8 protein-coding genes are annotated in these 14,674 nt (G+C 55.0%); 7 read left to right on the top strand and 1 reads right to left on the bottom strand.

The window, feature by feature from the left end; genetic code table 11:
• The 7 genes from BLV87_RS03105 to BLV87_RS03075 are packed head-to-tail and all read left to right on the top strand — an operon-like array spanning window position 1 to window position 14,076.
• Entirely contained in the window at window positions 1-1,503 is a 1,503-nt protein-coding gene (locus BLV87_RS03105) for a complex I subunit 4 family protein (protein WP_245706893.1), read from the top strand.
• Window positions 1,500-4,688 (top strand): DUF2309 domain-containing protein, encoded by a 3,189-nt coding sequence (locus tag BLV87_RS03100; RefSeq protein ID WP_217629924.1) that lies wholly within the window; start codon window positions 1,500-1,502, stop codon window positions 4,686-4,688. Before BLV87_RS03105 ends, BLV87_RS03100 begins: the two co-directional genes overlap by 4 nt.
• Window positions 4,681-6,237 carry a proton-conducting transporter transmembrane domain-containing protein gene (locus BLV87_RS03095; RefSeq protein WP_093065311.1) on the top strand — a complete coding sequence of 519 codons (1,557 nt, stop codon included), beginning with the start codon at window positions 4,681-4,683 and terminating at the stop codon, window positions 6,235-6,237. The genes BLV87_RS03100 and BLV87_RS03095 overlap by 8 nt, the downstream gene beginning before the upstream one ends.
• 13 nt (window positions 6,238-6,250) lie before the next feature.
• Entirely contained in the window at window positions 6,251-9,490 is a 3,240-nt protein-coding gene (locus BLV87_RS03090; RefSeq protein WP_093065309.1) for a putative inorganic carbon transporter subunit DabA, read from the top strand.
• Complete coding sequence (locus BLV87_RS03085; protein WP_093065307.1) at window positions 9,483-11,042, top strand: NADH-quinone oxidoreductase subunit 5 family protein; 1,560 nt, start codon at window positions 9,483-9,485, stop codon at window positions 11,040-11,042. The genes BLV87_RS03090 and BLV87_RS03085 overlap by 8 nt, the downstream gene beginning before the upstream one ends.
• Window positions 11,043-11,047: 5 nt before the next feature.
• Complete coding sequence (locus tag BLV87_RS03080) at window positions 11,048-12,583, top strand: complex I subunit 4 family protein (protein ID WP_093065305.1); 1,536 nt, start codon at window positions 11,048-11,050, stop codon at window positions 12,581-12,583.
• Window positions 12,583-14,076 (top strand): complex I subunit 4 family protein, encoded by a 1,494-nt coding sequence (locus BLV87_RS03075; RefSeq protein WP_093065303.1) that lies wholly within the window; start codon window positions 12,583-12,585, stop codon window positions 14,074-14,076. Before BLV87_RS03080 ends, BLV87_RS03075 begins: the two co-directional genes overlap by 1 nt.
• Here BLV87_RS03075 and BLV87_RS03070 read toward each other — a convergent pair.
• Window positions 14,068-14,586, bottom strand: a complete 519-nt coding sequence (locus tag BLV87_RS03070) for an Lcl C-terminal domain-containing protein (RefSeq protein WP_175517818.1) — start codon at window positions 14,584-14,586, stop codon at window positions 14,068-14,070. The two genes, BLV87_RS03075 and BLV87_RS03070, sit on opposite strands and share 9 nt — an antisense overlap.
• Between the last annotated feature and the right edge of the window lie 88 nt (window positions 14,587-14,674).

Genomic DNA, 14,674 nt, shown 5'->3' with positions numbered 1-14,674 from the left:
ATGATGGATCACCCGCTCATCCTGCTCTTGCTTCTGCCTGCGGTAGGTGCGTTTATCTTGGCATTATTACCCAGTGGGCGACCGGGCTTAATCCGCAACACCGCTATTGGGGTGGCAGCCGTTACGCTGGCGTATGCCGTAAGCCTCACCCAACAAATCGACTTTAGCAACCCCGCGATTCAATTGGCGACCAGTATGGTCTGGAATCCTAAACTGGGCACGTCGTTTTCCTTAGGCGTGGATGGGTTAGCGTTCCCGATGGTGTTGCTCACCACCGTGCTGGTGCTGATGGCATTGCTGGCTTCGCACATGATCACGCACCACGTCAAAGGCTATTACCTGCTGATGCTCTTGTTGGAAGCCGCCACCATGGGTGTATTCATGGCGCAAGATTGGGGCTTATTCTACGTTTTTTGGGAACTGGTGCTGATTCCGTTGTTTTTCTTGATTGACCGTTGGGGCGGCAAAAATCGGCAAACGGCGGCATTGAATTTCGTGTTGTACACCATGGGTGGCTCAATTTTCATGCTGCTGGCGCTGTTGGTGCTGTTTGATGCGACTCCTGCACACTCTTTCACCTTTGCGGCCATAGCAGAAGGTGCACGGCAACTGAGTACAACAGAACAAATCCTGATTTTCAGCGGCTTACTGATTGGTTTTGGGGTAAAAATGCCCTTGTTTCCACTGCATGGCTGGCTACCGTTGGCGCACGTCGAAGCGCCTAGCCCCGTGAGTATTTTGCTCTCTGGCATCCTGTTGAAAATGGGGTCGTATGGCTTATTACGCACCATTGATATTTTACCCGCCGCCGCGCAAGCGATGCAGGGCTTATTGTTTACTTTGGGTGTGATTGGCTTGTTGTACGGCGGCTTATTGGCGTGGCGGCAAAGCGATATGAAAAAGATGATCGCGTACTCTTCCGTCAGTCACATGGGCGTGGTGCTGATTGGGATTTCCACACTGAACGTGATCGGCATGACCGGCGCGGTATACCAAATGGTGGCGCATGGGCTGGTGGCGGGTGCAACGTTCATGCTGATCGGCTTGTTGTATGAACGTACCCATACCCGCGACATCAACGATTACGGCTCGCTGATTAGGGTTACGCCACGTTTCGCTTTCCTGATTATTTTGGCGTTCGTCGGTGGCGTAGGCTTGCCGAGTACCGCAGGTTTTGTGGCGGAATTGCACGTTTTGATCGGCGGCTTTGAGGCGTGGGGGTGGAGCATTGTCTTGCTGTCGCTGGGCGTGTTGATCACCGCCACTTACAGCATTCGCACCGTCAAACAGCTTTACACCGGCCCGATGCGGCTGGATATGCAGCAAGTCGAAGACATGCGCCCACTGGAAATGGTTGCGGCGGGTAGCCTGATTATTGGCACGTTGCTGTTAGGTTTTTATCCAGCGCCTTTGCTGACGATGATGGATACCTCGGTGCAACAACTCATTAGCCATTTTGTGCTGCCCATCGTAGCACCCATATCGGGGGGAGCGATGCCGTGAGTGGGGGTATTTTCCAGCACTTACTGGAACATCTGGAACACGTCTTACCCGGTCAAGCACCCCTGCGGGATTTCGTGCACCACAATACCCTGCACGGTTTTCAACACCTCCCTTTCCCAGCAGCGCTCAAAGCGGCACATGACATTACCGGCGCTTACGGCTATTTACCCAGCGAAAAATTCCGCGAGTATTTTCAGCAGGGTCGCATTGCCGCTGATGATCTGGACGCGGTATTGCAAGCCGATTCCAGCCTGAATAGCGCAGAAACTGTATTCAATCGCGCCGCTAACGGCGATGCCATTACACGCGGCGATATTTACCGCACTGCCCTGATTCACCCCATTAAACCCATTAGCCCCAGCGAATTTGTGTGGCAAGTGGAAGAAAACCGGGTGCTGGAACGTGACGGCGAATTGTGGTCAGCGTGCCTGAGTGCGTTGCAACTGGATCATCATCTGCTGCATTCCGAAGACTTACTCAACTTTTCCCCCGAACGTGCCGCCCGTTTGTTTGCCGCCGAACTCGATGCGCAAGGCACGAGCATTCACGAGCGCGTCGCCCAAGACGCACAGCAGCAATTACTCACTCTCACCCGGCAAGTTGGTGAAACGCTGACCTTACGCGACTTATTGCAAGCGGTGACGGGGGAAGACATCCTCCACGACATCCGCCCCTTATTCCTCCGGCAAGTCGCCTCTTGGCTGGATCAAGGCATGGCGGCTTGGCACAACGGCACGGCGGGCAGCAGCTTTTTCACCGCATGGCGCAATACCAGTGCAGACGACCTCACCAGCACACTGGAAGGGCTAACCGATTGGAGCGAACACCTCAATTCCCTCCCCGATACGGCTGAAGCCGCCATCATTGCCGAATTGCAACGCATCGGTATTCCCAAAGAACACTGGGAAAGCTATCTGGAACGCCTTGCCTTGGAATTGCCAGGTTGGTCGGGCATGTTCCTGTGGCGCGATCAACACCCCGGTTACGCGGGCATCACCACGCCACACGTCCACATGCTCGACTATTTGGCGGTGCGTTTGAGTATGGAACACCTGTTTGCGCGGCGCTTGTGCCGTCAAATTTGGTGGATGGAAGCCAGCCTTAGCGATATTCGCGGGCGATTTCGGCGGCATCCCACCGAATTTTGGGTGCGTTACTACACCTTTAACCACCGCCTGCCCGAATATTTGCTCACCCCGGCACAACAATTGATTCGTCACAGCCGCCCGCGTATCAACGAAGAAGCGCAGTGGCAACAACTGGCGCACCAAATCTGGACGTGGGCGCACAGCCCCGCGAATGCCACCCTGCAAGGCTGGAATGCTTACGCGCACGGCTGGCGCTTATTCCGCTTGGCGCAACATCTGGCGTTGGATGCGGCAACGCTACACCAACTGAACCACACGCAACTGGAAACTATTTTCACCTGTCTCGATGCGCTAGATGCCGAACACAGCGGCTTTTTGTGGCTGCAAGCCTACGAACGCCATTACCGCGAACAAATCTTCAACGCCATCCTTAATAACCACGGGCGTGGCACTTGGCAACAACGCCACCAACGCCCGCAAGCGCAACTGGTGTTTTGCATGGATGAGCGCGAAGAAGGCATTCGCCGCCATCTGGAAGAACTCAACCCGCACATCGAAACACTGGGCGCGGCCGCATTTTTCAACCTGCCCATGAACTGGCAAGGGCTGGACGACAAAACCGTCACCAAACTCTGCCCCGTTCCCGTCACGCCGGTGCATTTGGTGCGCGAAGTGCCAGCGGATGCAGCAGCAGAATTGCAACGCCAACATGCCCTACGGGTCGGGTGGCGTAAACGGCTGTTTGCCCACTTGCAACACGTTACCCGGCATAACTTGCTGCTTGGCACCGTGAGCCAAATGGCGCTCGCACCCGCCTCGTTGGGTGTCATGCTGGGCAAATCCTACCTGCCGCTGGGGTTTGGGCAATGGGTGAAACGCTTGCGCCGCAAAGCCGACATGCCGATTCCGACCAAGCTGGAATTCATCGCTTTGCAACCGGAACAGCAACGTTCCAGCCAGCAAAACCAGATGGGCTTCACCGACGCGGAACAAACCGAAAAAGTCGGCGGGTTCTTGCGCATGATCGGGCTAACCGATGGCTTCGCCCCGCTGGTGGTGATTATGGGACACGGCTCTACCAGCCAAAACAACCCCCATGCGGCGGCGTATGAATGCGGCGCGTGCAGCGGTCGCCACAGCGGGCCGAATGCGCGGGTGTTTGCGGCAATGGCAAACCGCGCTGAAATCCGCACGCTATTGGCAGCGCAAGGCATTCACATCCCCACCGATACTTGGTTTGTGGGCGCGGAACACGATACCTGCGACGAACACATTCCTTGGTTTGATACCGACAAAGTGCCTGCGGCGTTGCAGAATGCGTTGCATACCTTGCAAGCCAGTTTGACCGAAGCAGCTCGGCATTCGGCGCACGAACGTTGCCGCAAACTGGCATCTGCCCCGCGTCAACCGACGTTGGCACAAGCGGCGGCGCACATTGCCAGCCGTGCCGTCGATTACAGCCAAGCCCGCCCGGAATTGGGTCATGCCACCAATGCTTGCGCCTTGATCGGGCGACGCGCTGTCACACGCGGCAGTTTTTTGGATCGGCGCTGTTTCCTGATTTCGTATGACTGCACCCGCGACCCCGACGGCAAGATTCTGGAAAATATTTTGCTGAATGCCGGGCCGGTCGGCGCGGGCATTAACCTCGAATACTATTTTTCCACGGTGAATAACGACCGCTACGGGGCGGGCACGAAAGTGACGCACAACCTCACTGGGCTGTTTGGGGTCATGGAAGGCGTATTCAGCGATTTGCGTACTGGTTTGCCGCAGCAAATGATTGAAATCCACGAGGCGATGCGCTTGCTGGTAATCGTGGAAGCGAAAACGGCAATGGTAGGTGAGATTTACGCACGGCAAGCGCCCTTGCAAGAATTGATTGGCGGCGGGTGGCTGATTGTCGCGGTGAAAGACCCGGATAGCGCGGTGATTGATTTGTTTGTGCCGGGAACGGGGTTTGTGCGCTGGGAGGGGAAATTGCAGCAGTTGACAATGGTTGAACGCTCGGCACAGTGGTATTCGGGGGATTATGGGCATTTGCCGCCTGCGTTGGTGACGGCTAACGCCGTTTCACCGGAGGTCGCTCATGCCTAACAGCTTACTTCTGCTCATCCCCGGTCTCCCCTTCCTCGCCGCCCTGTGGATTGTCCTCGGCTTTATCTTCGGCTGGAATCGCGGTGAAAAAGGCGAACGCGAAACCGCGCGGGTCGCGGTCACCGCCAACACCCTCAGCCTGCTGGCCATGGTGGCACTGGCGATTTACGACTTTACCCACGGCGCACCCGGTCATGTGACGTTGTTTCCTTGGCTGCAAAGCGGCGATTACCAAGCCTCGGTCAGCTTGATGCTGGATACACTCAGCTTAAGTTTTGGCGTGGTAATGGCGACGATTACGCTGGTGGTCACGCGTTTTTCGGTCAACTATTTGCACCGCGAACCCGGTTTTCAACGCTTTTTCATTGTGATGTCGCTGTTTTCCTGCGCCATGTTGCTGATTGTGCTGTCGGGCAGTGCCTTGCTGGGCTTTATTGGCTGGGAAATGGCGGGAATCAGTTCCTATATGCTGATTGCATACGCTTGGCAGCGTGAAACGGCGGCGGAAGGTGCTACCCGTGCGTTTGTCACCAACCGTTTCGGCGATACCGGTTATTTGTTCGGCATGTTCATTGGCTTTAGCTGGCTGGGCAATGTTGAGTGGAATGTATTGTTTGGCGAAAAACCCGATATGTCCGGCATGGTGGTGGGCTTGATGAGCATGGGTTTCATGCTGGCAGCGCTGGTGAAATCAGCACAATTTCCATTCAGTGCGTGGATTACTCGTGCGTTGGAAGGCCCCACCCCATCCAGCGCGGTATTTTACGGCTCAATCATGGTACACGCGGGGATTTACCTGCTGTTACGTCTCGAACCCTTGCTGGAAGAATCGCCCCTATTGGGCAACGTGCTGATTCTGTTAGGCATACTCACGGTGCTGTACGGCTGGCTCGGTGTGCAAGTGCAAACCGACATTAAAAGCTCGCTGATCTTTTCCACTCAACAGCAAACCGGGCTAATGCTGATTGAAATCGGGTTCGGATTTTACACCCTCGCCGCATTCCACATGGGGCTACACGCGATTTGGCGAGCTTACCAATTTCTGCATTCGCCCTCGTTTTTGCAACAAACCGAATGGGAACCCGCCAAACCCGCCCCTGTTTGGCTGCGCAAACGCCGCTGGCTGTATACCGCCGCCCTGCAACGTTTCTGGCTCGTACCGCTGGAAAACTGGTTGCTGGTACGCCCCACCCAAGCGTTGGCTCACGAAGTGCAAACCCTGGATAGCCGCGTGATTGACCGCCTCACCGGTACACCATCGCACAGCAATATGCTCTCCACCTTGGCAGAAATGCAGGACTTCCAACAAGGCAAATTGCGACTGGAAAGCGGCATCGGCACGGGTTCAGGCTTGCTGGGCAAGCTGATGCAATGGGTGGCAGAACGATTTGAATGGCTGGAAGACCGGCTGTTATTACAAAAAGGTGGCGGCAAACTGGGGCACTATTTGCAGCAACTGGGCGAATACCTCGACTTGGTTGAAGAATTGCTCACCCAGCCGCGCTACCTGATTTTATTGATAGCGGCTACCCTCGCCGTTATTTTGTAGGAAACAATAACACATGACGAATCACAGTCAGTCACACGACGCACAACGTGACTATTTGCGTGAAGCCATTGCCGGTCTGAATGCGGTGCTGCCGATTCAAGCGCCGCTGCAAGATTTTGTGCATTTTAATCCGCTGGAAAATTACGAATACCTGCCATTCGCCGAGGCGCTACGCACCGCTCACGCTCACAGTGGCTCACTGGGCTATTTGCCCAATGGCGAATACCGCCGGTTTTTCCGCGAAGGGCGCATCAATCGCCACGATATTTTCAGCGTACTCGCCACCGAAGCCGATAAAGCGGCTGACCGCGACATTTACCTCACCGCGCTGGCGAATAATATTAAGCCGATTACCTTCCAGCAAATGCGTTGGCAGGTGGAAGAAAACCACGCGCTGGAACGTTTTCAAGCCGATGTTGCCTTTGAGCAGCGCGAAAAATTACTCGAAGCCGCCGGTCAAGACGAAGCCGTCGCCATCCGTGCCTTGTGGGAAACTTGCCTGCAAAAGCTGGAACTGCACTACGATTTGCCTCACCCTGAAGCCTTGCTCAACCTGCGCCTCACCGACATTAACGGCATCTGGGATCAAATCAAGCAACAAGGGCAAATCGGAGCCAGCATCCCCGATGCAGAAAGCTTCATCCACGCTGAAAGCCGCCACCTGCTGCACGATTTGCTGGATCAAGTCGGCGAAACCCTCACCCTGCGCGGCTTGCTGAGCAAACTTACCGCTGTTGATGTGATGGATTCACTGCTGCCGCTGCTGGATCGCCATCTGGCAAGCTGGCTCGACCAAGGCATTGCCGCTTTCCGCTCCCAATCCAACGGATTTTACACACATTGGCGCGAAGCCACCCTCAACGACCCCACCCTCACCCTCGCTGGCATGGATGATTGGGACGATTACCTGCGTTCCCTGCATCACGACCCGCTGGAAACCATCCACCAAGAAATGATGCGCCTTGGCATCGACAAAGCCCATTGGGGCGGCTACTTGCGGGTATTGGCGCTGGAATTGCCGGGCTGGTCAGGCATGTTCAACTGGCGGGCGAAAAATCCCGGCTATTACGGCTTAACCACGCCGGTGAGCATGGAAGATTACCTCGCGGTGCGTTTGGTGCTGGAACACATCTTCTGCCGCCACGTTGCCCGCGACAACTGGCAAATCGACGCCAGCACCACCGGCATTCGCGGTTATTTCCACCAGCATCAGGATGAGTTTTTTGTTCGCTACCACGCCTACAACACTACCTTGCCAGAATTCCTGCAACAACTCGCCCAACAATTCTTAAGCAGCCAAGAAGACATTCAACCCGCTGACTGGCATCAACTCGCGCACCAAATCCTAACCTGGAACCTTGCACCAGAAACCGTGATCCCCGTCGGCACAGATATTTACCGCAAGGCTTGGCGCTTATTCCACCTTGCCCAACACTTAGGCATGGCAGCACCCCAAGTCGCGCAATTGGAAACCCAGCGCATCAAACGCCTGCTAGCGATTCTGGAAGAACTCGACGACCCCAACACCAGTGGCTACTTATGGCTGCGGGCGTATGAACACCACTATCAGGAAGAAATTTTCAGCGCCTTGCTGAACAAGCACGCGGAAGAAAACCCGCCTAACCTCTCTTCTCCGCCCAATGCGCAGTTGATTTTCTGCATGGATGACCGCGAGGAAAGCGTGCGCCGCCATCTGGAAGAACTCGCCCCCGACCTCGAAACCTTGGGTGCGGCAGGCGTGTTCGGCTTACCCAATAACTGGCGCGGGCTGGATGCACCCCGCCCGTTAAAATTGGCACAACCCGTGGTCACAGCGGTTCACGAACTCCGCGAAGTTCCCGCCACGAATGCCCGACAGCGTTTACCCGCTCACCAACGCCGCCAACGCTGGCTCAATTGGCTGCACAAGTTGAAAAATCACCGGATGCGCCACAGCGTCATCGGCACGACCTTGGCATTACCGCTACTCGCCCCGTTTGCTTTGCTGGAAATGGTCGGGCGCAGCGTCATGCCCGCCAGCTACCAACGTTTCATCAGCAAGGTACAACACCAAACCAGTGTGCCACTCAAAACCCGCGTGGCTTACACCGCCCAAGACGCATTGGAATGCCCTAGCAAAGATCACAATCAACAAGGCTTCAGCGCAGAAGAAAAAGTCACCAAAGTTGCCACTTTCCTCAAACTCACCGGCTTTACCAGCGGCTTTGCGTCCTTGGTGGTGCTCATGGCTCACCGTTCGCGCCATTTGAACAACCCGCACATTCTCGGCTACGGTTGCGGCGCGTGCAGTGGGCGCTTCGGCGGCCCCAATGCGCGTGCCTTTACCAGCATGTGCAATGAACCGGAAGTGCGGGCGCAATTGGTCGCGCAACACGGCATTCACATTCCTGACGGCTGCTGGTTCATCGCCAATGAACACGATACCACCAGCGATGCCATCGACTGGTTTGACACCGATTTGATTCCTGCCAGCCATCGCAGCGTGTTTGCGCACGTGCAGCAAGCCACCGAGCAAGCGGTGCGCTTATCCGCGCAGGAACGTTGCCGCAAATTTGCCTCCGCCAGCCCGCACCTGACCCCGCGTCAAGCCAAGCGGCATGTGGAAGGTCGCGCCGCCTCCCCCGATCAGGTACGGGCAGAATTAGGGCATCAAGGCTGTGCGGTCGCCTTCATTGGGCGGCGGGAATTGAGCAAAGGGATTTTCTGGGATCGACGCGCCTTCCTGATTTCGTATGACCCACACAATGACCCCGATGGCAAAATGTTAGAAGCGCAATTACAAGGCAATGGCGTGGTCGGGGTCGGGATTCAGATGGACTACTACTTTTCGCGGATGCAAAACGGCTACTTCGGTTCCGGCAGCAAAGCCACTCACAACCTTACTGGCTTGTTTGGGGTCATGGAAGGCGGCGCGAGCGATTTACGCACCGGACTGGCACAACAGATGGTGGAATTGCACGAGCCGATGCGCTTACTGGCAATTGCCGAAGCGGAGATTGATACCTTGGTGGCGATTTACCAGCGCCATGATTATTTACGGCGCTTGCTGGACAATGGCTGGGTGTTGCTGGCAGCGAAACCGCCGGAGCGCAACGAAATCCATGTGTTTCAACCGGGCAAGGGCTTTGTGCAATGGCAGGGCGAAATTCATCAATTGCCAAGGGTACAGCATTCACAAGAATGGTACGCGGGGCAGCGGGGGTATTTGCCGCCCGCTGCGGTGCGCAATACAGCGGAGGTGACACATGGCTAATGGCTGGTTATTACTGATTCCCGGTTTGCCTTTATTAGCCGCTGTGTTGGTAGCGCTGAATCGGGTATTGCGTTGGAATCGCTGCGAAGCGAGCGAACGCCTCAGTTCACAGTTGGTGCTGGGGGCGGGCTTGCTGAGTCTGGTCTTGGTGTTGTGGGCGGATGGGCAGTATTTATTGCACGGTAGCCAGCACGTCATGGTATTGCCTTGGTTACACAGCGGTGTCTACAACGCCAGCATCAGCTTCATGCTGGATGGTTTGAGCTTGAGCATGTCGACCTTGGTGGCAGTGATTACGCTGTTGGTGACACGCTTTTCGGTGAATTATTTGCACCGTGATTGCGGGTTTCAGCGCTTTTTTATGGTGCTGGCACTGTTCACCGCCGCGATGCAATTGATTGCCCTGTCGGGCAGCGCGGTGCTGGCGTTTGTGGGCTGGGAATTGGCGGGTGCGAGTTCTTACCTGTTGATTGCGTATAACTGGCAAAGCAAAACCGCAACCATCAATGCGACGCGGGCATTTGTCACCAATCGGCTGGGGGATGCGGGCTTTTTGCTGGGCATGTTCATGGCGTTTTCGCTGTTCCGCAGCACCGAATGGAACGTGATGTTAGTGCCGCAAGCCGATCAGTCGAGTTTGCTGATTGGCGTGGCGGCGTTTGGCTTGATGGGCGCGGCCTTGGTGAAATCGGCACAGTTTCCGTTTTCGGCGTGGATTACCCGTGCGTTGGAAGGGCCTACGCCATCCAGTACGGTGTTTTACGGATCATTGATGGTTCATGCAGGCATTTTCTTATTGCTGCGGATTCACCCACTGTTGGAACAAGCCCCGGCATTGCAATACTTGCTGCTGGGGGTGGGTGTTCTCACCGTATTGTATGGCTGGCTGGGTGGCTTGGCACAAACCGATATTAAAACCTCGCTGTTGTTTTCAACCTTGGCACAAACCGGCTTGATGTTGATCGCGATTGCGCTGGGCTGGTATAGCTTGGCGCTGGTGCATCTGGTATTGCACGCGGTGTGGCGGGCGTATCAATTTTTGCATTCGCCCTCGTTTGCGCTGCATACCCAATGGCAAGCAGCTCCTGCGGTTCCGGCATGGCTGGGGAAACGGCGCTGGTTGCACAATGCGGCCTTGCAACGTTTCTGGCTCGACCCGCTGGCGGATTGGTTGCTGGTAAAACCCACCGTTGCCCTGTCGCAGGAAGCGCAAATCTTTGACGGGCAAATCCTCGATAAACTCAGCGGCACACCGGGGCATCACAGCGGCATTGCGACCCTTGCGGATATGCAAGCCATGCAGCAAGGGCGCTTGCGGGTAGAAAGCAGTATCGGCATTGGCTCTGGGCTGTTCGGCAAGCTCATGCAATGGATCGCCGAACGGCTGGAATGGTTTGAGCAACGCTTATTGCTGCAACAAGGCGGCGGCAAAGCCAAATCCATTCTGGATACCTTAGGGCGTTATTTGGATAAGATTGAACGCCTGCTCACTCAACCGCGTTATCTGGTGTTGCTGATTTTGGCAACGCTGGTCGTTATTTTTCAGGGGTAATGCCAATGACATTTTCGGAAATTCCGGCAGCATCACCGTTGTTGACCATGTTGCAACTGTTCCCGCTGTTGACCGGGCTGGTGTTAATTAAGATACGCGGCAATGCGGCAGTGGCCTTGGCAGGCATTATGGCGCTGGCGCAAATGTTGCTGGCGGTAAGCTTGTATGCCAAGTTTGATGTGCATCAAGCGGCGGGGGTGATGCAGTTTGCGGCACGTTTCCAGATACTCGGTGCGTTTCATTACCACGCGGCGGTGGATGGCATCGGGGTCATGTTTGTGTTGCTGACCAGCTTGATCAGCTTGCTGAGTGTGGCGTTTGTTCTGGTGCGGCGTTTGCACGAAAGTTCGATACTGGCGGTGATGATGATGATTCAGTCCGTCATTACCAGTCAGTTTGTGACGGTGGATTTGCTGTGGTTTACCTGTATGTCCTTCCTCGAAGTGGTCATGGTGGCGTATTTGACCAAACGCTGGCCGACGTTCCACGACATTCAACCGACCTTGGCGCGTTACCTGCAATTCATGGTGGTAGGGCTGCTGTTGTTGGTGTTTGGCACGCTGGTGTTGGGCTGGAATTATGCCGATGCGAATGCCGGACGCTGGAGTTTCAGCCTGTATGAGCTGGCAACCCTCGGCTTTGGGGCGCACGATATGGTGGGAACCTTGGTGTTTTTCGCCCTGTTTTATGCAATGGCGGTACGGATTCCGTTATTCCCGTTTCACGGCTGGCTGCCTGCGTTTATGTTGCACGGCAATGTGGCAGTGGCACCGATTTACTTGCTGGGTTTGAAAGTGGGGGTCTACGGGCTGTTGCGCTTTGTGTTCCCGATTGTGCCTCATGCGGTGTGGGAATGGCACATGGTCGCCACCGTGTTCGCCGCTACCGGGGTGTTTTACGCCGCATTTTTGGCGATGCGCCAGCAAACCTTGCGTGAATTATTGGCGTTTGCGGTCATTAGCCATACCGGGATTTTGACGATTGGTTTATTCAGTTTGCACCGCATGGCGTTTGAAGGCGCTGTCTTGCTGGCGATGAATTTCGGGTTAGCCATCACTGGCTTGCTGCTGATGACCGGCATGGTGTGGCAACGCACCCGTACCACGCGCTTGAGCAAGCTCGGCGGCATGATGGATTACATCCCGATTGTGGGCTTGGCGTTTCTGGTGGCAGGCTTGGCGATTGTGGGAATGCCGGGAACACCGGGGTTTGATGCGGTGCATTTCGTGTTGGAAGGCTCGATTAAGCGCTTCGGGGCGTTGGTGACAGTCGCTGCGGCTTTGGGCAACTTGGTGGCGGCGGGCTTTTTGTTACGCGCTTTCCAACAGGCGTTTTTAGCCAATCCGGGGGTGGAAAGCAAGCGTTGGGATACCAACCCCACTTACCCGGCAGAAATGCTGATGGCAAGTATTGTGATTGTGGTAACGGTAACGGCGGGGTTCTATTCCGCGCCGTGGATTGCATTGATTGATCAGCCCATCCAAGGTTTGGCGGGGCTGTTTGCAGACTACACGGGCGACGTTCAAGGGGGAGAACATTGATGGATAGCTTAACAAGCATGAATTTTCCTTGGCTCAGCCTGTTACTGCTGATGTTACCGTTGGGCGCAATCTTGACCGCATTCATGCCGGGCAAAGAAGCGCGGTTGGCGGCGTTGACCACGGCGGTGCTGACCTTGGTGGTGGCGCTCATTATCGTGGCGGGATTTGATTCGCAGCAGACGGGGTTCCAATTTGTGGAAAAAACCCCCTGGATGCCAAGTTTGGGGATTCATTACCTCTTGGGGGTGGATGGGTTATCGGTCTTGTTCCTGCCGTTCACCGCGCTGTTGTTCATTGGGGTGATATTGGCGTCTTGGAATGCGATTCGCACCATGACACGCCTGTATTTCGCGCTATTGCTGGTGTTGGAATGCACCATGATGGGCATTTTCACCTCGCTGGATACGATTTTGTTTTTCCTGTTTTGGGAAATGACTCTGCTGCCGCTGTTTTTCCTGATCAGTTTGTGGGGCAGCGGTGCGAACCGGCGTTACGCGGGGGTGAAATACAGCTTGTTTATGCTGGCGGGTGGCTTGCCGATTCTGCTGGGGTTTGTGGTGCTGGCGATGAATAATTCCACGGGGATGAGTTTTGCCTACACCGATTTATTGCAGGGTAGCCGTGAATACGGGGTGCAGGTGACGGTGTTCTTCCTGTTGCTGGTGGGGTTTGGGGTGAAAATTCCGCTGTTCCCGCTGCACACGTGGTTGCCAGTGGTCGCGCAAGAAGGGCCTGCGACCACCGTGGCCTTGCTGACGGGTTTGAAAGTCGGGGCGTATGGGTTATTGCGCTTTGGCTTGCCGCTGGTGCCGGATGCCGCGTTGGAATTCCGCTGGATTCTGGTGGGGCTGGGGATGATTGGGGTGTTGTATGGCGCAGTGGCGGCGTTGAGCCAGACCAGTTTGCGGCGCATGTTGGCGTTTTCATCCTTAAGCCACGTCGGGCTGGTGGTGTTGGGGATTGCTGCGTTTAGCCCGCAAGGAATGCAGGGCGCAATCTTCCAGTTGCTGAACTTTACGCTGATTGCGGGTGGCTTGTTTTTGATTACCGGCTTTTTGCATCAACGTACCGGCTCGACGGAATTGTTGAGTTTGGGCGGGGTGGCGAAATCCATGCCATTGCTGGCATCGCTGTTCTTTTTCCTCGGTTTAGCGGGGATCGGAATGCCCGCCACCAGCGGCTTTCCGGCGGAATTTTTGCTGATCGTGAGTATTTTGGAAGTACACACCGGCGCAGGTTTGGTGGTGTTGTTTGTGGTGATTTTGGGGGCGGCGTATTTCCTGAACTTCTACCGCAAAGCCTTTCTGGGTGAAGCGCGTCACGCCATTATCCGTGACGCACCTGACTTGAAGCCGCGAGAACTGGGTGTCCTGCTGCTGATAGTTATACTGGTGCTGGTGTTCGGCCTCTACCCACAGGGGATGTTGGATATGACCGAAACCAGCAGCCAGTATTGGGTGAGCTTGATGCTGCCAACGGATACGTCACCGTAAATTGCGCACCAAGCGAATGTACTTGCCCGCGCCTTTGAAATGTTCATAGGCGCGGCCTTTACCAAAGTCCATACTCCATGCTAATGGATCGGACTGATTTACTGACCATAAACCAACAGCTAACATGTTTGGAAAAAGGTCATTGTTAACCGCTGGCTCAATACAACGCTTATCGACAAGCGTGCCTAACTCATCTAGCGTGGGTAAACGCCAGCCAGAATAACCCGCAAATTTATCGCTGTTGCTCAATTGCGCTAGGCTTACAGCTTTATCCCATTCCATCCGTACAGCACGTCCCACACAGCGTTCACCTGTTTGACCTTCTAGGCATTTTTTCCACATTAAGCCCGTACTAACGTCAATTAATGTGCCATTACCCTGATCGTTGAAACGCTGCACTGGCGTAGAAGATGGAATATTCTGGTTACAATCTTGTCGTGCCATGACCACGTTAGCACTAGTGAACAGCAAACTACCGCTCAACAGTAGGGAGAACCTTTTCATTGTCATATTATTATTTACCAAGCAAGTCATTCGTTTTACTTATTGAATCAAATTAAATATGATTAACAATCAATCTATAAGACGCTTATTTAAT

It is taken from the genome of Thiothrix caldifontis (assembly GCF_900107695.1).
Classification (GTDB): Bacteria; Pseudomonadota; Gammaproteobacteria; order Thiotrichales; family Thiotrichaceae; genus Thiothrix; species Thiothrix caldifontis.
This window is presented reverse-complemented; position numbering and strand designations above follow the sequence as displayed.

Bases quoted from the DNA above. Each gene is read 5' to 3' on its own strand.
- BLV87_RS03095 (WP_093065311.1), top strand. From the start codon at position 4,681: ATGCCTAACAGCTTACTTCTGCTCATCCCCGGTCTCCCCTTCCTCGCC.
- BLV87_RS03075 (WP_093065303.1), top strand. From the start codon at position 12,583: ATGGATAGCTTAACAAGCATGAATTTTCCTTGGCTCAGCCTGTTACTG.
- BLV87_RS03085 (WP_093065307.1), top strand. From the start codon at position 9,483: ATGGCTAATGGCTGGTTATTACTGATTCCCGGTTTGCCTTTATTAGCC.
- BLV87_RS03105 (WP_245706893.1), top strand. From the start codon at position 1: ATGATGGATCACCCGCTCATCCTGCTCTTGCTTCTGCCTGCGGTAGGT.
- BLV87_RS03090 (WP_093065309.1), top strand. From the start codon at position 6,251: ATGACGAATCACAGTCAGTCACACGACGCACAACGTGACTATTTGCGT.
- BLV87_RS03070 (WP_175517818.1), bottom strand. From the start codon at position 14,586: ATGACAATGAAAAGGTTCTCCCTACTGTTGAGCGGTAGTTTGCTGTTC.
- BLV87_RS03080 (WP_093065305.1), top strand. From the start codon at position 11,048: ATGACATTTTCGGAAATTCCGGCAGCATCACCGTTGTTGACCATGTTG.